Annotated in this window: 20 protein-coding genes and 2 pseudogenes; 12 read left to right on the forward strand and 10 right to left on the reverse strand. The window is 66.4% G+C overall.

The window, feature by feature from the left end; translation table 11 throughout:
• The first annotated feature begins 17 nt into the window (after window positions 1–17).
• The 10 genes from AB0F13_RS10335 (at window position 18) to AB0F13_RS10380 (ending at window position 11712) form a co-directional block, all read left to right on the forward strand.
• A complete protein-coding gene (locus AB0F13_RS10335) occupies window positions 18–509 on the forward strand; it encodes a hypothetical protein (protein ID WP_362078250.1) in 492 nt (163 codons plus the stop codon).
• Between the two features lie 675 nt (window positions 510–1184).
• On the forward strand, window positions 1185–1349 hold the full coding sequence (locus AB0F13_RS10340) for a hypothetical protein (RefSeq protein WP_362078253.1): 165 nt from the start codon (window positions 1185–1187) through the stop codon (window positions 1347–1349).
• A gap of 753 nt (window positions 1350–2102) precedes the next feature.
• Window positions 2103–3302, forward strand: a complete 1200-nt coding sequence (mycP, locus tag AB0F13_RS10345) for a type VII secretion-associated serine protease mycosin (RefSeq protein WP_362078256.1) — start codon at window positions 2103–2105, stop codon at window positions 3300–3302.
• 31 nt (window positions 3303–3333) lie between these two features.
• Window positions 3334–3654 carry a type VII secretion target gene (locus tag AB0F13_RS10350; protein WP_362078259.1) on the forward strand — a complete coding sequence of 107 codons (321 nt, stop codon included), beginning with the start codon at window positions 3334–3336 and terminating at the stop codon, window positions 3652–3654.
• Window positions 3655–3660: 6 nt separating this feature from the next.
• Complete coding sequence (locus AB0F13_RS10355; RefSeq protein WP_362078262.1) at window positions 3661–4968, forward strand: amidase domain-containing protein; 1308 nt, start codon at window positions 3661–3663, stop codon at window positions 4966–4968.
• 65 nt (window positions 4969–5033) lie between these two features.
• Entirely contained in the window at window positions 5034–5405 is a 372-nt protein-coding gene (locus tag AB0F13_RS10360) for a hypothetical protein (protein WP_362078264.1), read from the forward strand.
• A gap of 148 nt (window positions 5406–5553) precedes the next feature.
• Window positions 5554–5949, forward strand: a complete 396-nt coding sequence (locus AB0F13_RS10365; protein WP_362078267.1) for an SseB family protein — start codon at window positions 5554–5556, stop codon at window positions 5947–5949.
• Window positions 5946–6545, forward strand: a complete 600-nt coding sequence (locus AB0F13_RS10370; protein WP_362078270.1) for a hypothetical protein — start codon at window positions 5946–5948, stop codon at window positions 6543–6545. The genes AB0F13_RS10365 and AB0F13_RS10370 overlap by 4 nt, the downstream gene beginning before the upstream one ends.
• Window positions 6545–11323 carry a putative T7SS-secreted protein gene (locus AB0F13_RS10375; RefSeq protein WP_362078273.1) on the forward strand — a complete coding sequence of 1593 codons (4779 nt, stop codon included), beginning with the start codon at window positions 6545–6547 and terminating at the stop codon, window positions 11321–11323. Before AB0F13_RS10370 ends, AB0F13_RS10375 begins: the two co-directional genes overlap by 1 nt.
• Window positions 11323–11712 (forward strand): hypothetical protein, encoded by a 390-nt coding sequence (locus AB0F13_RS10380; protein ID WP_362078276.1) that lies wholly within the window; start codon window positions 11323–11325, stop codon window positions 11710–11712. Before AB0F13_RS10375 ends, AB0F13_RS10380 begins: the two co-directional genes overlap by 1 nt.
• 122 nt (window positions 11713–11834) lie before the next feature.
• Here the strand turns inward: AB0F13_RS10380 and AB0F13_RS10385 are convergent, their stop codons facing one another.
• The 9 genes and pseudogenes from AB0F13_RS10385 to AB0F13_RS10425 form a co-directional block, all read right to left on the reverse strand.
• Complete coding sequence (locus AB0F13_RS10385; RefSeq protein ID WP_362078858.1) at window positions 11835–12032, reverse strand: DUF397 domain-containing protein; 198 nt, start codon at window positions 12030–12032, stop codon at window positions 11835–11837.
• A gap of 256 nt (window positions 12033–12288) precedes the next feature.
• A pseudogene (locus AB0F13_RS10390) lies at window positions 12289–12600 on the reverse strand (DUF5753 domain-containing protein); the annotation flags it as partial.
• Between the two features lie 597 nt (window positions 12601–13197).
• Window positions 13198–13737, reverse strand: coding sequence for a hypothetical protein (locus AB0F13_RS10395; protein WP_362078279.1), 540 nt, complete (start codon window positions 13735–13737; stop codon window positions 13198–13200).
• Between the two features lie 2 nt (window positions 13738–13739).
• The gene (locus AB0F13_RS10400; RefSeq protein ID WP_362078282.1) at window positions 13740–14150 is read right to left on the reverse strand and encodes a hypothetical protein; all 411 of its coding nucleotides are present in this window, start codon (window positions 14148–14150) and stop codon (window positions 13740–13742) included.
• A gap of 117 nt (window positions 14151–14267) precedes the next feature.
• Window positions 14268–15593, reverse strand: a complete 1326-nt coding sequence (locus AB0F13_RS10405; RefSeq protein WP_362078285.1) for a hypothetical protein — start codon at window positions 15591–15593, stop codon at window positions 14268–14270.
• Window positions 15594–15606: 13 nt separating this feature from the next.
• Complete coding sequence (locus AB0F13_RS10410; RefSeq protein ID WP_362078288.1) at window positions 15607–16077, reverse strand: hypothetical protein; 471 nt, start codon at window positions 16075–16077, stop codon at window positions 15607–15609.
• 670 nt (window positions 16078–16747) lie between these two features.
• Entirely contained in the window at window positions 16748–17110 is a 363-nt protein-coding gene (locus AB0F13_RS10415; RefSeq protein WP_362078291.1) for a cupin domain-containing protein, read from the reverse strand.
• A 116-nt stretch (window positions 17111–17226) separates the two neighbouring features.
• Window positions 17227–17421, reverse strand: coding sequence for a DUF397 domain-containing protein (locus AB0F13_RS10420; protein ID WP_362078294.1), 195 nt, complete (start codon window positions 17419–17421; stop codon window positions 17227–17229).
• A gap of 10 nt (window positions 17422–17431) precedes the next feature.
• The gene (locus AB0F13_RS10425) at window positions 17432–18283 is read right to left on the reverse strand and encodes a helix-turn-helix transcriptional regulator (RefSeq protein ID WP_362078297.1); all 852 of its coding nucleotides are present in this window, start codon (window positions 18281–18283) and stop codon (window positions 17432–17434) included.
• A 266-nt stretch (window positions 18284–18549) separates the two neighbouring features.
• On the opposite strand from AB0F13_RS10425, the gene AB0F13_RS10430 reads away from it, so the two are divergent.
• Together AB0F13_RS10430 and AB0F13_RS10435 are read left to right on the forward strand one after the other, a co-directional pair.
• Window positions 18550–19047 carry an ATP-binding protein gene (locus AB0F13_RS10430; RefSeq protein WP_362078300.1) on the forward strand — a complete coding sequence of 166 codons (498 nt, stop codon included), beginning with the start codon at window positions 18550–18552 and terminating at the stop codon, window positions 19045–19047.
• Window positions 19034–19234, forward strand: a pseudogene (locus AB0F13_RS10435) (DUF6255 family natural product biosynthesis protein); the annotation flags it as partial. The gene AB0F13_RS10430 and the pseudogene AB0F13_RS10435, both read left to right, overlap by 14 nt.
• A gap of 10 nt (window positions 19235–19244) precedes the next feature.
• On the opposite strand, the gene AB0F13_RS10440 reads toward AB0F13_RS10435, so the two are convergent.
• On the reverse strand, window positions 19245–19580 hold the full coding sequence (locus AB0F13_RS10440; RefSeq protein WP_362078861.1) for a hypothetical protein: 336 nt from the start codon (window positions 19578–19580) through the stop codon (window positions 19245–19247).
• Window positions 19581–19584 lie beyond the last annotated feature (4 nt).

The raw sequence follows: 19584 nt of genomic DNA on the forward strand, positions 1-19584 counted from the left end.
CGAGGGGCGGGACCGACGTGGGTGCGGGCGCGGGTGGGGACGCGGGACTGCGGGCCGAGCTGGGATCACTCAAGGGCTTCAAGGGCGAGGTCGACGAGCTCCTCGCCTACCTCCAGGGCTCCCTGGCGGCCCCCCATCACATAGCGGACAGCCACCTCGTCCCCGCACAGCTGGGCGTCAACTTCGCCGAGGTCGACTCCCTCTACAGCGCATACAACGAGGTCCACAGCCAGCTCAAGACCCTCTCCCAGCTCCTGAACGACCAGATCGAGGCCCTGGGCACAGCCATCCACGCCTCCCGCGTCGGCTACGCCAACGTCGACGCCGAACTACGCGACCGCATGTGGGCCATCCAGGCCCGCACGAAGGAGCTGTACGAGCCGAGGCTCGACCCGAACGAGAGGGCGGTGAGATCGAGGGCGGGCTCACACTCGTCCCCGCACTCGTCCCCGCACTCGTCCACGCAGGGGCAGGTTCAGCCGCACGGCAGCGACGAAGGACAGATCTGATGACGACTCCTGCTGTATCTCCCGTATCCCCCGTTGGCGGTGTCAGCCCCCTCATCCGCCGTCCCAGCAGCGGCTTGTTCACGACGTCGGACTTCGAGTCGATGTCGCACGAGCAGCTGCAGGCGATGGTCGAACACGCCGACCCGGCGACGACCGCCGCACTGGGCGGCAAGCTCAAGAGCGCGGCAGGCGCCATGGGCAAGCTGGCCGAGCGCCTGAAGGACCACGCGTCGGGTGTCGAGTGGGAGGGCCAGGGCGGCGACGCGTTCCGCGAATGGATCGCGGACATGGCGAACGCGACGCTGCGACTGGGTGAGTACAGCAAGAACGCGGGAGCGTGGATGACCCACGCCGCGGCGACCCTCTCCAGCGTCCAGTCCTCCATGCCGACGGTGTCGCCGACCTCCAAGGCCACGCTGGACTCGTACCGGAGCAACAACCCGGGCCAGGTGGGCGCGGTCGCGGCACCTACGCTGTCGGGCACCCAGAGCGGTGGCCTGCAGAAGGCCGGGCCGTCGCAGCAGGAGGCCTACGCAGCACAGCAGCAACTGGACGCGGATCGGGCTGAGGCGGCGCGGCTGATGCGGAAGCTTGCGGAGTCTTATGCGTGGTCGGCGCGGAATATGTCGGGGGCGGGGCGGCCTACGTTTCCGCCTATGCCGGTGGAGGGGCCTGGTGGCACAGACGACCCGGAGTACCTCCCGGCACCAGGAGGCGGCGGCGCACAGGGCGTACCTGCCCACGGACCTGCTGGTATGGCATCCGGAGCGCAGGGTGGCGGGGCTCAAGGCGTTGCGTCCGTGCCCGGGGCGGCGAGAGATGTCGGTGGTGCAGGAGTAATCCGTGGCGGCGTGGCGTCAGGAGTCCAGCCGAGCGCGCAACCAGTTTCCATGGAAGTTGACGGCGGAGTTGCAATGCTCGAGGCTCCGGTCCTGCCATCCGGTAGGCAGCCAGCACCGTTGCCGCACGGTGGTGCGTCGAATACCTCTCCGCTGGTACCCGTAGTGGGGCCGCCAATGCCGCCCATGAGTCATGTGCCTGCGGGACCGGGCGGAGGGACGAGGGGTCCGGTCGGGGGCCAGCGTCAAGGAACCGTGCCGGGCATCCCGGGGCGTGGTCTTGTCGGCGGGCTCGGCCCTTCAGTGCCTGGATTGCCTCGAGACGGCGTGGTCGGCGGACGGCCGGTGCCCCGTACGTCAGCTCAGGTTCCGACTCAGGTACCGCGAGGCACGGTCATCGGTACGGAGCCTGGACAAGCACATACACCGATGGGCTTTGGCGCGCCGCACGCGACGCCTCCTGCGTCTCCTGCTGGCCGTGTAGGCGGCCGACGATTGGCATTCGAACCTGGCGGTGTCATTGGAGGTAGCGGACAGAGTCGAGGCGGAGCATCGGGGAACCGGGCTTTCACACCTGGTGGTTCTGGCCTTGTGAGGCTCCCCGGCGGAGGTATCGCCAACCCTGGCCGTCGCACTTCACAGCAAGGGCAGCGCCCTGACTACCTGGTGGAAGAAGAAGAGACCTGGTCTCAGGGAAACCGTCGTGTTGCGCCCCCCGTCATCGACTGACCGCAGGCAAAGGCAGGAGGAAAACATGCGTCGCAGCTCGGCTGCCAATGCTGGCTGGTGGACACGTGCTGCCTGTGGTGTAGCCGCGTCTCTTGTACTTGTCGTCTCTGCGGGGCCAGCTCAGGCCGACTCGATCCGTTCTCAACAGTGGTACTTGGATTCGATGCAAGCCGAGGAAATGTGGCGGACAAGCACAGGTTCCGGCGTGACGGTAGCTGTCATCGATAGTGGGGTGGACGCGGAACTTCCAGACCTTGAAGGGCAAGTTCTTCCAGGTAAGGATTTTTCGGGCATTGAGGGAGGTGCGCAGTCGGACTACGACGGACATGGGACGGGAATGGCTGTCCTCATCGCGGGAACGGGTAAGAGCAACCGGCAATCTGGTGCGTTTGGGCTTGCGCCTGGAGCCAAGATCCTTCCCTTGCGGATCGTTAACAACAAGGCGCCTGCCACAAGGGAGATTTTGGGCACCTCAATGACCTCCGCGATCCGATACGCAGCGGATTCTGACGCCAAGATCATCAACATTTCCATGGCATCCCTCACTGGCAGCTCGCGTCAAGCTGAAGCAGTTGATTACGCTATCTCCAAGGGGAAGTTGATTTTCGCGGCGGTTGGGAATGCGGGCAACAAGGGCAACCCAGTTCAATTCCCGGCGGGGTACCCGGGCGTGGTGGGCGTGGCAGCTGTCGACCAGAACATCAAAGCGACAGAAGAGTCTCAGCGTGGCCCACAAGTGGACCTCGCAGCACCCGGTGACAACATCGTCGCCACCTGCAAGGGCGGCACAGGTCTTTGCCGACGCCATGGCACAAGCGACTCTGCCGCCCTCGCCTCCGCCTCCGCCGCCCTCATCTGGTCCGTCCACCCCGACTGGACGGCAAACCAAGTCCTCCGCGTCCTCATCAACACCGCCGGTGGCCCCAAGAGCGGCGAGAAGCGCAGCGACACCATCGGCTACGGCGTAGTCCGCCCCCGCATCGCCCTGCAGAACCCCGGCGACCCCGGCCCGCCCAACGTGAGCCCGCTCCCCGAACTGGCCGCAGCCTCAGCCTCCCCGGCACCCACCGCCGGAGACACCCCGCAAGCCGGCGACGGCAAGAGCGACGACAACGCCGTGCTGTCCAAGAGCAACGTCCTCGTAGCCGGCATCGCCCTGGCTGCCGTCGCCGTGGTCGGCGTGCCTCTGCTCGTCTTCGCCACCCGTCGCCGCAAGGCTCTCTGAATTCGTCCGTCGAGCCGCTCAGAAAGAATCAATGGATATCGATATCAAGACGGACTACGTGCGCCAAGGCGCGAGAGGTACCCGGTCGGCCGCCCAGGCAGCACTGGGGAACCTCCGCCGTTCTCTTGACTCAAGCGAATCGGCCGCCGACGGTCACCACGGTTGGGCCTCCGCCGCGACGCTGAAACTATGCGCGACCGCCTGGGAGGACCACATGGTCAATCTAGCGAAGCAGATGAGCACCATGGCCGAGAATCTTCACAGCTCGGCGAATGCCTACGACACCACGGACCATCAGACCAAGGACGCCTTGAGCAGACTCCAGAACGGCCTCGACGACTTCGGGAGGTAATGACCCGTGGTCTCGTTCCACGACCTATACGATTGCCGCGTCGACCAGTGGAAGAAGGCGGCCGACGACTGGGTTGTCCTCTCCCGGCGTTCCGAAGCCGCCGCCGAGGACATCCGTGCGCAGGGCAAGAAACCCCTCGACGAACATTGGGTGGACGCCACGGGCAAGAAGGCGGGCAAGCGCCTGGAGGGCATCGCCAACCGACTGGAGGCCGGCGGCGACATCACCAAGGGCGTGGCCATGGTGCTCGACGGTCTGGCCTATTCGATGGAGTGGGCCCAGCGCACGCTGTTCCACGCGGTCGAGCTGACGAACGAGTACGGGCTGCACATCCAGGACGGCCGCGCCGTGGGCGCGTATACCGGCGCCGCGCCGACGGGCCCCAACGTTCCGCAGAACGTGCGGGATGCGTACGCGAAGGAGTCGACGCACATAGCCGAGGTCAACGGCCTGATAGAAGAATCGTTGCGCCAGGCCGCACAGGCCGACGAGAAAGCGGCCGTTGAGCTGGCCAAGCTGGCGAAGACCGTCGACGTGTCCAACACCGGCAAGGCGCACAACGAGCTCGCGGCCGAGGCCTCCCACGTCGAGTTCGCCATCCTCAGGGGGAGCATTCCGGTCGGCAAGGACCCGCACCTCGTCCGCGCCTGGTGGGACGGTTTGAAGCCGGACCAGCAGAAGGCATTGATGTGGGCCGATCCCGTGACCCTCCATGACCTCGATGGCTTGCCGGAGGATGCCTATGAGGAGCTCCGGGGGCGCGATGGCAAGATCGACCGGGTTGAGATGGTGCGGTACGCGCTGGACCACTGGAACAAGAAGGACGACCTGGACTACGGGGAGGACCAGGGTAACTGCACCAATTTCGTTTCTTCGGCTCTGGAAGCCGGAGGTATGGAGGAGAGGGTCGACCGCTGGTGGGGTCTCCACGGGGACAATTCGTGGGGCCGCCAGAAAGACGGCTCAGGGTTCGACTGGTTGGACAAGAAGCTTTTCCACTCCGATTCATGGGCACGAGCCGAAAGCCTGCAAAATTTCCTGCTGCGCAACGGCGGCGAGGAGGTCCCCAGGTCGGAAGCGCGCCCCGGTGACGTCATCTTCTACGAGCAGGTGGCTTCGGGCACTAAGACGGCCCAGGGCGAGACACACCATGCCGCTGTGGTCACCTCGGTCACCCCTGACGGAGACATCAAACTGACCCAGCACACCAGCACGTTTCAGAACGTGAGCCTGGACAGTCGACTGCATGTCGCCGAGAGGAACAACGGGGAACAACGTATCCGCATCGTCCGACCGAAACCGAATTGGTACTGATGGCCACTCCCTCCGCTTCCGATACGTTCGAGGCAACCCCGCAGAAGCCTCCGACCACGCCCGGCATGGCGATCGCGGCACTGTTGGTGCCCGTCATGACCGTTGCCGGCGTTGTCAGTTCCCTGCACGCACAGGACATCGAGAATGACTGGTCCTGGCAGCAACAGCGCGCATGCCGGCAAATGCCCTTTCCCATGACGGAATACGCGGCCGCATGGCTAGGGGTGGCCCTCGGCGTGGCGGCCGTCATTGCCTGTGTGCTGGTCGGCAAGCGGATCCACCGTCGGGACAACGTCCCGCTCTGGCGCAGATGGCCGGGGCTCGTGGCCTTCGTCTGCGTGTGGCCCAACCTCCTGACGATACCGATGGAGCTGATCACGCTGTATGAGGCGTACTCCATCGCTGGGTCGGGCGTGTTCCTGGGCGACTGCGGATAGTGCCCCACCAGTCGGCCCGTTCTCTCCACCGTCCCCTTAGCCCCGAGGCCACCCGATGACCCATGCCCAGGTCCCTCAGCCAGGGACCGAGTCACAGATGCCCTCCACTTTCCTCGATGCCGGCCGACTCACCCAAGAAATCGCTGCGATGTACGACGAGGCAGGCCACCCCGCCGCCCTCGTGGGGGAGTTCCGGCGTACCGCCGTGCTAGTACCGCTCGACGAGGGCGGTGGTCTCTGGTCGGTGGAGTTCGGCGGCATCCGATGGCTGTGTGCGTTCACTGACGAAGCGGCCCTGGCCAAGTTCGCCGTGGCGCACGGGCTGGCCGAGGGCGGGGAGTGGGAGTACCGGTCCGTGCTCGGGGCGCGGTTGCTGGACGTCGTCGTGCCTAAAGTCGGCGTTCCCGCTGGCGTTGCGCTGAACGTAGGCAGTGAACGGCCGATGATGTTCCCGCCGGTGCGGGGGATCGTGCCGGACGAGGTGGCGCTGAACGCCCCGGAGAATCGTTTCACCAACAACGTCGAGGGGACGGCAGCACAGTGAGCGGTGGCGGTGGCGGTGGCGGCGACGGCATGGAGGCGGGCAAGGCCGCGCTCAAGGATGTGGCCAGAGGCATCAACGCTGCAGTCGGTGAGTTGAAGACCGTGTCGACGCCGGGCGCGGCCGCCGTGGGCCGTGGCTTCGACGAGGTCGCCCTGTCCGGCCTGGCGGCGGGACACGAGGGCCTGGCGGCCTCGCTCAAGTCCTTCTGCAAGCGGTGGGACTGGGGAGTCCGTGCTCTGCTCCAGGACGCGAGCGAGTTCGCCGAGCGTGTGGGGGTGTCGGCGGGCTACTACCACGAGGTCGACCAGTACGTGAAGGACACCTTCAAGGTCACCGTCAATGCAGCCATGGGCAATCCGCACCTGACAGAGGACCAGGTCGAGGCCATGTCCGTCGGCGAGGTGCTCGCCGACAACCCGTACGCGGCCATCCGTGACGCCGACTACAGCGCCGAGTCCTTCGCCCAGGTGGGCGAGAACGCCAAACAGACGTGGTCGAGGACGAAGGACGACATCAACGACAGCCCGCTCCTGCCCCGCGGCTCGACTGCCGGAGGCGCGGCGGCCGAGGCGCTGAGCAAGATCGAGGATTACTGATGAACGGCCCGTGGGATCTGGCAGAGAAGGGCTTCAACAAGGGCGGGGAGCTCTTCGAGAAGGGGGTCGACGAGGCCAAGAAGGCGACCGGCAAGGTCGTCGACAAGGGTACTGACCTTGCCGCTGACGGCCTGGACACGGTTGGCGCTCACGGGACGGCCCGCAAAGTCGAGCAGTGGGGCGACAAGACTGCCTCGGACCTCGGTGCCGCCGTCAGTGAACATCAGCTCGGCCAGACCGAGGACCCCAAGGAACTGGTGCACGGCGATGTCGGCGAGATCGTGGCCACCGTCACTCACTTGCGCAACTTCCAATCCTCCTTCAACGCCACTCACGACGCCTTGCAGCAGGTCCGCGCGACTAACTGGAAGGGCCAGGGCGCAGACGCCTTCACCACCGCCTTCGTCGAGCAGCCGAAGAAGTGGGCCCAGGCCGCCGACGCCTTCGAGGCAGCGGCCGCCGCTCTGGAGTCGTACTCCCATACCGTCACCTGGGCGCAGGCCATGGCGAGAGATGCGATACAGCTGTGGAAGAAGGGCCAGGACGCCAACAAGAAAGTGGTTGACGACTACAACGCCAAGGCCATCGCCTACAACCTGAAGCTGAGCAACGCCCAGGACCCTGGCCCCCGGCCCGAGAAGCCTGGCGAGCCCGGCAAGGGCGACATGCAGGAGGCCCAGCGCCTGCTGTCCGAGGCTCGTAGGCAGCGCGACGCAGCGGCGGATGCCGCGAAGTCGAGCATCGACGGCGCGGTGGCGAACGCTCCGCAGATGCCGACGTTCACCAACCGGATGAAGGCTGACGCCCTGGACCTGCGCGACGGCGGCACTGTGGAGGCGATGCACTTCGTCGGCGGCGCGTTGCGCTCGGGCACGGACGCGGTGAAGTTCGTGCGCGGCCTGAACCCGTTCGACATCTACAACGTCACCCACCCCGCGGAATACGTGAACGGCCTCTCCAACACCGCCGCGGGCATGTTGTCCCTGGCCTCGCACCCCGAGCGTCTGCCCGGTGCACTGGCCGGCGAGGGATGGGGGAGGGACCCCCGCGAGGCGGAGGGGCGGCTCCTGGGCAATGTGGCTCTCGCCATAGCCACGGGGGGTGGCAGTGCCGCCGCGGCGGCGACCGAGCGCGCGGCGATCACCGGCGCGAGGAGAGGGGCACAGCAGGCAGCAGAGGCCGGCGCTCGCAGGACCGCACAGGAAGCCGCGGAGAGCGGTACCCGTACGGCCGGGCAGGAGGCGGCCGGGTCCGGCGCGCCCAGGGCCGCCGCGCACGACGGTGCGGAGACCGGAGCCGAGAAGGGCGCGGCGCGGGCACACGCCGAGGAGAACCCGCACGGTTCAGGGCAGTCGGACGGTCAGAAATGCACCGGCGACTCGGACCCGATCGACCTGTCGACCGGGTACATGTTCCTGCCCCAGACTGATGTGTTCCTGCTGGCGGCGCTGCCGCTCGTGTTCTCCCGCCGAGTGCAGTCCGGCTACCGGGCCGGCCGGTGGCTGGGCCGTTCATGGGCGAGCACGGCGGACCAGCGGCTGGAGATCGACTCCCAGGGTGTGGTGTTCGTCTGCGAGGACGGCAAACTCCTCTCCTACCCGCACCCGGCACCCGGCGTACCGACACTGCCCACGAACGGACCGCGCTGGCCACTGAGCTGTGCGGAGGACGGTGACGGCTACGTCATCACCGACCCCGGGAGCGGGCGCACGTCGCACTTTGCGCTGTACGGCGAAGAACTGGCCCTGCTGGAGCAGATCTGGGACCGGAACGGTCACTGGATCACGTTCGAGTACGAGGCCGACGGCACCCCGATCGCGATCGCCCACAGCGCCGGCTATCGCATCCGCATCACCACCGAGTCCGGTCGCATCACCGCCCTCCATCTCGCGGGCGGTGGTCCCGGCGGCTCGGATACGGAGCTGATCCGCTACGGCTACACCGAAGGCAATCTCACCGAGGTCGTCAATTCCTCCGGTCAGCCGCTGCGCTTCGGGTACGACGACCGGCGCCGGGTCACATCCTGGACCGACCGCAACGGCAGCCACTACGTCTACGAGTACGACGACCGTGACCGCTGCGTGTTCCAGACCGGCGCCGAGGGCCACATGGCGGCCCGCATCGAGTACGGCGAGCCGGACCCGCAGTCGGGCCTGCGGACGACGACGCTGACCAACGCGCTGGGTCACACCACACGCCACGTCTTCAACGATGCGCTTCAACTCGTCGCGGAGACCGACCCGAGCGGCGCCACTACGCGCATGCAGTGGGACCGCTACGACCGGCTGCTGTCCCACACCGATCCGCTGGGACACACGACGCAGTACCGCTACGACGGTGACGGTCGGCTGACGTCCGTCGTACGCCCGGACGGGCGCGAGGCCAGCGCCCTGTACACCGAGCTGGGACGACCGAAGACGGTCACCAATCCGGACGGGACCGTCTGGCGCCACTCCTACGACGCGGCTGGCAACCGCACCTCGACGACGGACCCCACGGGCGCGGTCACGCGATACACGTACGACGAGGCAGGCCACCCGGCGTCGGTCACCGACGCCCAGGGCAACACGACCCGCATCCGGTGCAACAGAGCGGGCCTGCCGGTCGAGGCGACCGACCCGCTGGGCGGGGTGACCACGTACCGGCGTGACGCCTTCGGCCGGGTGACGACCGTCATCGATCCGGTAGGCGCCATAACGCGCATGCAGTGGTCAGTGGAGGGCCGGCTCGTCCGCCGCGTCGAGCCCGATGGCGCTGTGCAGTCGTGGGCGTACGACGGCGAGGGCAACTGCGTCACGCACACCGACGCGGTGGGTGGCGTGACGACGTACGAGTACACGCACTTCGACAAGCTCTGCGCCCAGACCGGGCCGGACGGTGTGCGGCATGAGTTCGAGCACGATGCACTGCTGCAGCTCACGCGGGTCACGAACCCGCAAGGGCTGACGTGGTCGTACACCTACGACCCGGCGGGTCACCTTGTCTCCGAAACGGACTTCGACGGCCGGACCCTGACGTACGCGCATGACGCGGCCGGGCGGCTCACGGCTCGTACGAACGCGCTGGGGCAGACGATCGCGTACGAGCACGATGTGCTCGGGCGGGTAGTGGCGAAGGACGCGAACGGTGCGGTCACCACGTACGTGCACGACGCGGTCGGCCGCCTGCTGGAGGCTGCCGGGCCGGACGCGACGCTGGTCTACAGCCGTGACCGCTTGGGGCGGGCGAAGTCCGAGACGACGAACGGCCGGACGCTGACGTTCGCGTATGACGAGCTGGGTCGGAGGACGCGTCGGGTCACGCCCGGTGGGGCGGTCAGTACGTGGACGTACGACGTGGCGGGTCGTCGCGCTTCACTGACGGCGTCGGGCCGCCGCTTCGACATCGAGCACGACGCGGTGGGGCGCGAGATCGCCCGGCACTTCGGCGAGGACGTCACGCTGGTACATGCGTGGGACGCGGCGGGTCGTCTGCAGTCCCAGACGGTGACGGCGGGCGGCGCGTCGGTGCAGCGACGGGACTACACGTATCGCCGGGACGGCTACCTGTCGGGTGTCGACGACCGCACCTTCGAACTGAACGCGGCGGGCCGCGTGACGGCGGTGGATGCGCCGGGCTGGCAGGAACGGTACGCCTACGACGAGGCCGGTAATCAGACGGAGGCCACATGGCCGTCCGATCACCCGGGCGCGGAGGCGCAGGGCACTCGCGAGTACACGGGCACGCGCATTGTGCGTGCGGGTCGTATCCGCTACGAGCACGATGCCCAGGGGCGCGTCGTCCTTCGTCAGAAGACCCGCCTGTCGCGCAAGCCGGACACGTGGCGCTACGAGTGGGACGCGGAGGACCGCCTGACGTCGGTCCTGACGCCGGACGGTACGCGTTGGCGGTACTTGTACGACCCGCTGGGCCGCCGCATCGCGAAGCAACGCCTGTACGGAACGACGGGCGAAGTGGCGGAGCAGGTCGACTTCACGTGGGACGGTCCGACGCTCACCGAGCAGACGACGACGTCAAGGGACCTGCCGAACCTGGTAACGCTCACCTGGGACTACGACGGCCTTCGCCCGGTCTCGCAGACGGAACGAATATCGGCGGCGGACGCACCGCAGCGGGAGATCGACAGCCGCTTCTTCGCAATCGTCACGGACCTGGTCGGCACACCGAGCGAGCTCGTCGACGAGTCGGGAACGGTGGCGTGGCGTACCCGCACCACGCTGTGGGGCACGACGGCCTGGGCCGCCGACAGCACGACGTATACGCCGCTTCGCTTCCCGGGCCAGTACTTCGACCCGGAGACGGGCCTCCACTACAACTTCCACCGCCACTACGACCCGGAGACGGCGCGGTATACGTCGCAGGACCCACTGGGGCTGGCTCCGGCACCGAATCCGGTGGCGTACGTCGACAACCCGCATAATTGGTGCGACCCGCTAGGTTTGATGTCCTGCCCGCCGCCTGAACCACCTGGCGAGACGGTAGTTAACCTGCCTGAGGTTGCGGCACCTAAGCCTCTGAAGCCCAAGGAAGCCGCAGCCGTCATGGAGGAGTTCCTGGGTGAGGGTCCATACACGAATGTTCACCCAAGGACAGGGGAGGTTGACCAGAATCGTCTGGTGTCTGCGGATGGGCGCCGAAGCATTCGCATGGGAGATCATGAAATGAATAGTAAGCCGACTAAATTCCACTTCCATATGGAGACGTGGGATTTTGTTGCGCCGAGCAATGAATGGATTGTCGGGAATACGATGGCGAGAGTTCCTTTGGGGTTGAAGTGATGGACGTCGAAGTTGTTGAAATCCTGGATGCGGAAAATAATGTCGTCTACTTCGAGTCTCCTGCTGGAAGCTCCGCAGCCGTATGGCGTGGGACTCAAGAGCCGAGGCCGGGGACATATGCTGTCGAGCTTGAGATCCCGGATGCCGTGCAGTCGTGGAGTCTGAGGTCGTCACCGGAGGAGAGGATTGTGGGAGTCGAGGAGGCGGGTTCGACTAAGGCCTCCGTCACTGGGGTAGTGGAAAGAGTCGATGATGACTCGGTTCTCGTGCTGAGGCTCAAGTCCGACGTCCTGCTGGTTGAGATGTCGGAAGGCGCACCGAAGGTAGCGCCTGGTGATTGCCTGACGTTTACTGTCTCAGGCTTGGAGCTCTACCCGTACCAGCTATGACGCGGAGAGGCGCCTCGGCTGAGCCCGCTGGTATTTGGTCTGTGCGGATGAGAGGTGTATCCGCCTGCACGAAAAGGTTCATTGTGCTTGAGCTGGGGGTCGGCCCCGCCTTTCGGAGCATTTCAGATGAAGTGATCGAGCTCGCCGCGCTTTGCCGCCGCGATCAGATTATGGAGGCCTTCGCGGGTCGTGGTTATCAGTTCGTCGGGGTGGGCTGTCTCGCGGAGTATGGGGGTGCCGTCCGGGGTGTGTCCGATCTGTAGACAGGCGTTGCCGCCGTCGCCGCCGCAGAGGGGGGTCTGCCACTGGATCTGGGACATGGTTCGCCCTCTCAGAGTTGTTGGGCAATGGAATGGATGAGATCAAGTGACTTGCTCGGGGAGAGGCTGTCGGCCTCCATGGCGTCGAGCAAGCGGTGGTAGTTGCTGAGTTGCGTTTCGGCGTCCAAGAAGACGGAACGTGGAAGCTGTCCAGTTGGACGGTGTCGAGGCCGGCGACAGGGCCGTGGGCGTAGAACATCGGTTGGCCCGTACTCGCGAATCCGCGGGCCTCGAAGGGGATGACGCGGGTGGTGACATGGTCCCGCTCGCTCATGGCGAGTAGGTGGTTGAGCTGGTCCCGGGTGACCTTTGATCCGCCGAACTGGGTGTGCAGTGCGGCCTCGTGAATGATTGCGGTGTACTGCGGCGGGTTTCTGCGGAGCGTGAGGATCTCTTGGCGCCGCATGCGGTGGGGGACTCGTGGCTCGATCTCGTCCGAGGGGAAGGAGAGGTGCGAGGCCTCGAAGACCGCGCGTGCGTGTTCGGCGGTCTGAAGCAGGCCTGGGACGTGCACCATGACGAATATCCGCATGGCGATGGCGTGGTGCTCCAGCTCGGGCACGTCCATGAAGGTGGGCGGAAGTAAGCCTCGGTACGACTCCCCCCCACTGGTTGTTGCGTTCCCGGGCGATGGATGCCAGCGCGTCGATCAGGTCGCTGTCTGTGCAGCCGTAGTTCCACGGAAGGTCCATCCCGAGCTCAGGGCCAGGTTCCGCAGGGCGTTTCTCATATCCCGCGTGTCAAAGTCTTACCTGTGCCAGCGGCCGCCGGTCCTCGCTCGTACGTCTACTGCACCGTGAATCCCGGGCTACGGCCGTACCCTCTCTACACGGACAGACTGCTCCTGGTAGTAACCCATCGTTCCTGGAGAAACCGCACCTCGTGCAGTGACGGTCCAGGCGCATCCGGATCTCGAGTTCTGGCTCTCCTGCTCACCGAAGGTGGAGCGTTCGATCCACCAGTCCGCCGCCAGGTTGGCCTGCTACGCAGTAGCTGCGCTGCGCACTGGTACGGCAAGTGCGGACCGCTGATCGCGAGGAGCGCGTCCCGGACCTCCGCGGCGGAAAGCGGTACGACATGGCTGTCGGGGTACTGGGTGCCGAGCCATTTGTCCCGAAGGCGGCTCATCGCCAGACCTCCACCCCAGTGCCCGGGCGCATCGTGGTCACCACTCGTTCTTCCCCACTCCCCGCCAGGTCCATCCGGCGGCGAGGACCGCGTCCCGCAGGGGGTTCTTCATAAGACGCGTGTCGAAGCGGAACGTCTCGACCTTGCGTCGGCGGCCGTCGGGCCCCCGCTCGTACCTCCCTCGCCAGGAAACCTCGAAGATTTGCCCACGGCCGTGCTCGCGCGACACTGCAAACTTGGGCGGGTCCCCGACCCACGTCACCTTCCACTGCTCGTCGATGCTCTGCACCTCGTGCCTCATAGGGTCCAGGCGCATCCAGACATGGAATTTCCGCTCAAGCTGCTTACTGGAGCGGGAGGAGCCCCAGGCGGGTTCCCAGACTCGCCACTCGGCCAGCAGGAGGGCTGCATCCGACCGGAAGGAGCCGCGCACACTGATTGGCACGTCAGGGCTGTTGATCACGAGCAGTGCGTCCCGGACCTCCGCTGCGGAAAGGGGTGTGACACCGCTGTCGGGGTACTTGGTATTGCTCATCATGCCCCGGAAGTGGTCGATCTTGTTTCGAAGGCTGCCCACCGCTAGACCCCCACCTCGGTTTGCGGGTGCACCGTGCGCACAAAGTCCTGGAAGTCTGCGAGAACGGTGTCGTGCTGGGCCGCCGTGGCGGTCAGAGCCAGCCGGATCACCGCCCGCTTGTGCGGTTCCTCGATGTCCGGCATGGACAGGTACACCTGGGACTGGACGAGGTCGCGGCGCGTGTCGTCGGCGACGGCCGAGAAGGTCACTCGCTGGGTCAGGGCGGGCATGTCCGGGGAGCCGACCTCGCGGCGGTGAGCCACCACCACCGACTCGGCAACCTCGCGCAGGCGCTCCACCGACTCGTCGGCGAGCTCGGCGAGTGTCGCCGCATCCGGCCGGTATTCGCCGTCGACGGTGATGTTGGCGGTGAACCCGGCGTCCGGCTGTGGATGCACTGCGGCAAAGGCCACACCCAGGGTTTCATCTCCCTTTGGATCAGCCGGGAGCCAGCCCTCGGGCAGGCGGAATTGGATCGGTATCAGAAGCCTCGTGGCCATCTCGGGCCCTCCCTTCCACGGGGAAGTACGTTAGAACCAGCTACTTATGGTGTCCTTGACAGAGTCGGCGGCATCGCTCACCGTGTCGACGGTATCGCCCACAGCATCGGCCACATCGCCGACGGCTTTCTTGAACTTTTTCGGATCGACGGTGATCTCGAATCCCACGGCGCCGCCCAAGACGGGGGAAGCGCCTGCATCGGCGCCGATCTCCCACACTCCGGTCTCTTTGTCCTTCTTATAGCCCCACCAAGCCTCCGCGCCGGGGCCGGCCCAACCCTCGGCCGTCGCGCCGATGCCGATTCCGCCGACCTCCACACCCCCGGCGACGCCGCCCTTCTGGCCGGCGAACCCCTTCGCGCTGAAAGTGACTTCCTCCTTGGTCGCCTTGGCACCGAGCCCGGCCTCGGCACCGGAGAACCCTTCGGCCCGCGCGTAACCGCCGACTTGCCCCAACGCGGCCCGGCCTTCGACCATCGCCCGATTCCCTACCGACACCTCGGCCTTGCCGACGACGCCCTTTTGATTGAAACCGTAGTTAGCGGTGGCTCTGGCCCCCTCGTAGGCGTCGACGATCCCGGAGAGCTTCATTGGGCCGTGGGATTCCGACACTTCCGCGGTTACGTGGTAGAGGTCGGCATATGCCTTGACCGAGCCCTCCTTGCCGTACTTGGGGTCGCTGGTAACGGTGAAGCCGGCATCGGGCCCGGTCACCTTGACCTTGCTGTCGACTCGTGTACGGGAGTCGGAGGGGGACCACGGCGCCGCAGCCTTAGCCAAGTCGCCCTCGGCGTGCGCGTTGAAGCCGTTGCCGAAGGCCACCGCACTGCTCAACGCCTGCTGAACCCCTTGGTCGGCCTCGTCCACGGCTCGTACCGCCTTGGCGATTCCGTCCGTCCATTCCTGGGCCGCCTGCTGGGCCTGGGCCACCAGCTTTGGGTAGTCCGGGTCGTGGTGGAGGGCGTTCTGCACCTGTGCGGAGAGCTTGCTGAAACCGACGTACGTGGCCTTGCCCGAGCCGTCGACCTTGTAGTCCTTCGCCTCGGCGTCGGCGACCAGGTCCTTCACTGCTTTCTGTAGCCGGGTGAGCTCGGTGTGCGCCTGCTTCAGGAGGCTGGCGACGGCCAGCGCCTCCGTCTTGGCTGCGGCGTATTCAGAGGCCGTGGCCGCGGAGCTGTTCTGATGCGCGGTGAAGGCCTCGCCCTGCCATTTGCCGTTTGCCAGCGCGCGCTGGACGTGCTTTTCGTAATCCTCTTTCAGCTCGCCGAAGCGCTTGCCCATCTTCTGCCACAGCTCGGACGCGTTCAGCAGCGGCGACAGATCGGCGGTCATCACGTCCTGGTAGCTCAATGCCACGGTCGACCCCCGGTCACCACTCGTTTATGCGGCTGCGAAACGGCTCCTGTGGCGCAATGCTCGCCGAGCCGAATTGAGCCCCAATGGCGATGTCCTGGCCCTGGAGGAGGGTCTTCGTGCTGCGCAGCGCGTTCAGCTCCTGGTTCAGCCGGCCCATCAGCCAGCCCGCCTGCATCTGCCAGACGCTCATCGCCTCCGACATCCCTTTGTTCGCAGCCCAAGCGGACAATCCATTCAAACCGGTGTCCGGCTTCAGTAGACTCGACCGCGCCCCCGGGCTGGCCATGGGCGGGTGCACCGTCCCGCCGCTTTCGCCTATGCGGCCGGCGGCCTGCGTGTTTGGCAGCAGATGCTGCTCCATGAACGTCGCGACACGCTGTTTGTCGCTCGCCGAGCTCGCCAGTGTCCCCTGGCCACCGCCCACTCCGCCGGCATTCGCCTGAGCCGGCTGCAGCCGCTGTTCTGCAGAGTTCCCGTCACTCATGCAGTCCCCCCTTAGCGCTTGGGCCTCTGTCTGTTCCGCGCCGAGCGGGCGTGGTGCAGATGTCTGGCATGCACCTTACAGGCATGCGGCTGATGTGGAGATCCAGAAATATGGTCCCGATGACGCGTCCGAAAAAGCCTGATCCTTGGCGTGGGTGGCCGCTGTCAGTGGCCGTCAGCACCCCGCGGCGGCGCAGGAGCAAGGAGCGGATTGGGAGCGCGCGACCGACTACCACGGGAGATTGGGCTAATGGCTGATCGAGTGGCTTGGTTGAAGGCGCTGGCCCTCATTGCCGACGGTCGTGTGAAGCAAGCAGCGGGCCATGCCCAGGCTGCGGCCAGTACCGGCTTGAGGTTCGATACATCGTCGATGCCAACAGCCGCACCGGGTACGCGCTGTTCTTGTGCGGCGCGCGCCTGCGCGGCATTTCGGTTTCCCGAGTGCGGGCTCCAGACGGTTTCCCGACGTGGTCGATCGATGATCCAGCTGCGGTCCCAGCTGTCCCTGGTTTCATCCGATACGACTGACGCACGCCGAGTCGGGGCGCCCAAGCTCATGCTTCCTTGGGAGCGGGCGGAGCCAGGGCGAAGGAGGTCGTCTTGCTCCCTAGAGCTGCCTTGAGCGAGGTGGACGTGCTCGATGACGATGTGAGCTGGTCTTTCAGGGACGCCTAGCGCTTGGCGTAGTCGGCGAAGCCTTGCCAGTCGATGAAGACGCACGGGTCGTTGCCGAGTACCCAGGCGTCGTGGCCGGGTGGGCAGATCATGTAGTCGCCCGGGCCGAACTCCGCTTCTTCGCCGTCGTTCATCACGACCTTCATGCGGCCCGAGATGACGTAGCCCGCGTGGGAGGCCTCGCAGCTGTCCGTTCCCGCAATCGGCTTGATGTGCTTCGACCACTGCCAGCCCGGCTCGAACGTCGCCCGGCCCACCGGGCCTGCGTCCACATTCACCAGTTCCAGGCGTCCCTTGCCTTCCTCGAAGGGGCGGACTTCCTCCGGTGAGTCGAAGCTCTTGCGTACGAGACCGGCCATGGAGCCTCCTCCTTGAGCGGCAGGCAGCGGTTAGCGGTTGCTGAGCGACTCTTTCGAAGCTAGCCGTGGCTGCGGCCGGCTGCGAGGGGTGGAGGGCCGGGCGAGTGACGGCGCGTTCAGAGCAGGTGGTCCAGCTCGCCTCTTTTGGCGGCTTCGATCAGGTTGCGGAGGCCTTGGGAGGTGGTGCGGATCAGTTCGGTAGGACGGGCTGTTTCTCGGAGTATGGGGGTGCCGTCCGGGGCGTGGCCGATCTGGAGGCAGGCGTTGCCCCCGCCAGCGCACATCGGCTCCTGCCACTTGATCTCGGACATCTGCTTCCCTTCAGAGTTCCTTCGTGATGCCGTGAATGAGGTCGCGGGTCTGTGCGGCTGAGAGGCATTTGGCCACTGTGCGCTCCAAGAGACCGCGGTAGTTCTCAAGCTGGAGATCTGCGCTGAGGAAAACGGTGGTGTGCGCGGCGTCCAGCTGCACCGTGTCGAGTTGCGGTACCGCCCCATAGGCATAGAAGACCGTCTGACCGGCGCCGGGGAAGCTGCCCGCCGTGAAGGGGATGGACTGGATCTCGATGTGCTCGCGCTCGCTTGCCGCCAGCAGGTGCGTCAGCTGCGCGCGTGCGACCTTGCGGCCGCCGAACTGCATGCGTAGGGCAGCTTCGTGGATGATTGCAGCGAAGTGCGGAGGGTTCTTGACGTCGAGTACCGACTGCCTGCGCATCCGGTGCTCGATTCGGAGGTTCAGTTCATCGGCGGGCAAGGGTGACACCGCCTCCTCGAAGATGACGCGTGCGTGATCCGCTGTCTGGAGCAGCCCCGGGATGTGCACGCTGGAACACGTCTGCATCCTGCGGGAATTGTGTTCGAGTTCGGCGAGGTCGAGGTACCCGGGTGGCAGTGATCCGCGGTAGGCCTCCCACCAGCTCTTGTCGCGTTCGTCGGCCATCGTGACCAATGCTTCTACGAGGCCCTCGTCAGTGCAGCCGTAGTTACAGGTCAAAGTCCGCAGCCGGTTGGGCGTGATGCCGACCCGTCCGGCCTCCAGGTGGCTGACCTGGTACGCCTTGATGTTGACCACTGCGCCAGCTTCTTCTGCGGTCATGCCCGCAGCTTCGCGCAGCTTTCGTAGTTCGGCTCCCAGGCGGCGCTGCCGCTGGGTCGGATGGCTCCTCGACGGCATGTGCCCTCCCTGCGATCTACGTGAAGCATGCCGTGCGGCACGCCGCTGGTCCACCGACAGGGTTGTCTTTCCAGACAAGGTTGTCTGGACCCTCGAATGCCCCTACCGTCGGTACCGCTTAGCTCACACGCCGTGGCGCCGGAAGTGCACCGCGTGGGCATGCCTGCCTCCCTGGGTGGGGTGTGTCCGCATCCAGGGAGGCAGGCCACCGGTTGCTGTCCGCGTGCGAGAACTCCCCACTCGGTAGACGTGCTTGGAGTCTGCGCATGAGCAACAACGAAGTGTGTCCGGCGGCTGGTTCGCCGCGTTTCGCGACGCCATCCGCCCCCAGTCGCAACAACCTCAGTTACTCCTTCGGGTTGCCCGGTGGCGCGTACTGCCTGGGCATGGCCCGGAGCGTGGTCAGGAGGGTGCTGGCCGAGCATGGGCTGGGTGACATGGTGGACATCGGGGTGCTGGCTGCCTCGGAACTGCTGGGCAATGCCGTGGTGTTCACGCCCGGGCGGGATGTCAGTCTTGCCGTGCGGTGGCGGTTCGGGGTGTTGCGTGTGACCGTGTTCGACGAGCATCCGGAGCATGCGGAGGGCGGCGGTGCCGGTAGTGCCTGTCGGGCGTACCGGCGACGGGCGTTGGCCGCTCTGGAGGCCGTTGTGGGGCAGTGTGGCGGCGTTGTGGGGCTGGCCGCTGCGGAGAAGCCCTTGAGTGGGAGCAGGTTGTGGGTTGTGGTGCCGCGCGAGGCCGGGAGGCGTTATGCCGGGCTCTGAGCGGTGCTCGCATCGTGCGGGTTGGGCTCAGGGCGGGGCGGGCGAAGCCCGGTGCCTGGGGTGTGGGGTGCGGCGGTTCAGTCACTACGGCGGTGTGCGCCCGCCCGGCTTGCCCTGCGTCGTCGTGCCGTCCGCCCGGGAGAGGGCCGTGGCGGACCGGGCTGCGGCCCGGTACGTGGCGGCCGCCGTGCGTGCGCTCAGTGCCCCAGGTAGACGTACAGCGCCAGGCCCACCGGGCCCGGGCAGGCCAGGGCTCCCACGAGGGCCGCGCGGGTGGCCGGGGCCAGGCGGAGGAGCTTCAGGGCGTGCCAGACCGCTGTCAGGACTGCTCCGCCCAGGACCAGGACTCCCGCCACCTGCAGCAGGAAGTCGCCTGTCTCCGCCGGATGTTCCGCCGCAGCGCCCCATACGGCGATCATCATGACCACCATCAGGCACAGGCCGACCGCGTGGGCCGTGACCACCCACAGAGTGGCCGCCAGGGCCGTCATGAGGCGGTTGTTCCGCGGGTTCGGCGCAAGCGTGGTGTGCATGAGA

It is taken from the genome of Streptomyces sp. NPDC026206 (assembly GCF_040638465.1).
In the GTDB taxonomy this organism is placed as follows: Bacteria; Actinomycetota; Actinomycetes; order Streptomycetales; family Streptomycetaceae; genus Streptomyces.

Excerpts from the sequence above, each read along its gene's own strand:
- AB0F13_RS10415 (WP_362078291.1), bottom strand. The coding sequence starts at position 17,110 with ATGGCCGGTCTCGTACGCAAGAGCTTCGACTCACCGGAGGAAGTCCGC.
- AB0F13_RS10420 (WP_362078294.1), bottom strand. The coding sequence starts at position 17,421 with ATGTCCGAGATCAAGTGGCAGGAGCCGATGTGCGCTGGCGGGGGCAAC.
- AB0F13_RS10430 (WP_362078300.1), top strand. The coding sequence starts at position 18,550 with ATGAGCAACAACGAAGTGTGTCCGGCGGCTGGTTCGCCGCGTTTCGCG.
- AB0F13_RS10360 (WP_362078264.1), top strand. The coding sequence starts at position 5,034 with ATGGCGATCGCGGCACTGTTGGTGCCCGTCATGACCGTTGCCGGCGTT.
- AB0F13_RS10385 (WP_362078858.1), bottom strand. The coding sequence starts at position 12,032 with ATGTCCCAGATCCAGTGGCAGACCCCCCTCTGCGGCGGCGACGGCGGC.
- AB0F13_RS10425 (WP_362078297.1), bottom strand. The coding sequence starts at position 18,283 with ATGCCGTCGAGGAGCCATCCGACCCAGCGGCAGCGCCGCCTGGGAGCC.
- AB0F13_RS10375 (WP_362078273.1), top strand. The coding sequence starts at position 6,545 with ATGAACGGCCCGTGGGATCTGGCAGAGAAGGGCTTCAACAAGGGCGGG.
- mycP (WP_362078256.1), top strand. The coding sequence starts at position 2,103 with ATGCGTCGCAGCTCGGCTGCCAATGCTGGCTGGTGGACACGTGCTGCC.
- AB0F13_RS10380 (WP_362078276.1), top strand. The coding sequence starts at position 11,323 with ATGGACGTCGAAGTTGTTGAAATCCTGGATGCGGAAAATAATGTCGTC.
- AB0F13_RS10365 (WP_362078267.1), top strand. The coding sequence starts at position 5,554 with ATGTACGACGAGGCAGGCCACCCCGCCGCCCTCGTGGGGGAGTTCCGG.
- AB0F13_RS10440 (WP_362078861.1), bottom strand. The coding sequence starts at position 19,580 with ATGCACACCACGCTTGCGCCGAACCCGCGGAACAACCGCCTCATGACG.
- AB0F13_RS10350 (WP_362078259.1), top strand. The coding sequence starts at position 3,334 with ATGGATATCGATATCAAGACGGACTACGTGCGCCAAGGCGCGAGAGGT.
- AB0F13_RS10410 (WP_362078288.1), bottom strand. The coding sequence starts at position 16,077 with ATGAGTGACGGGAACTCTGCAGAACAGCGGCTGCAGCCGGCTCAGGCG.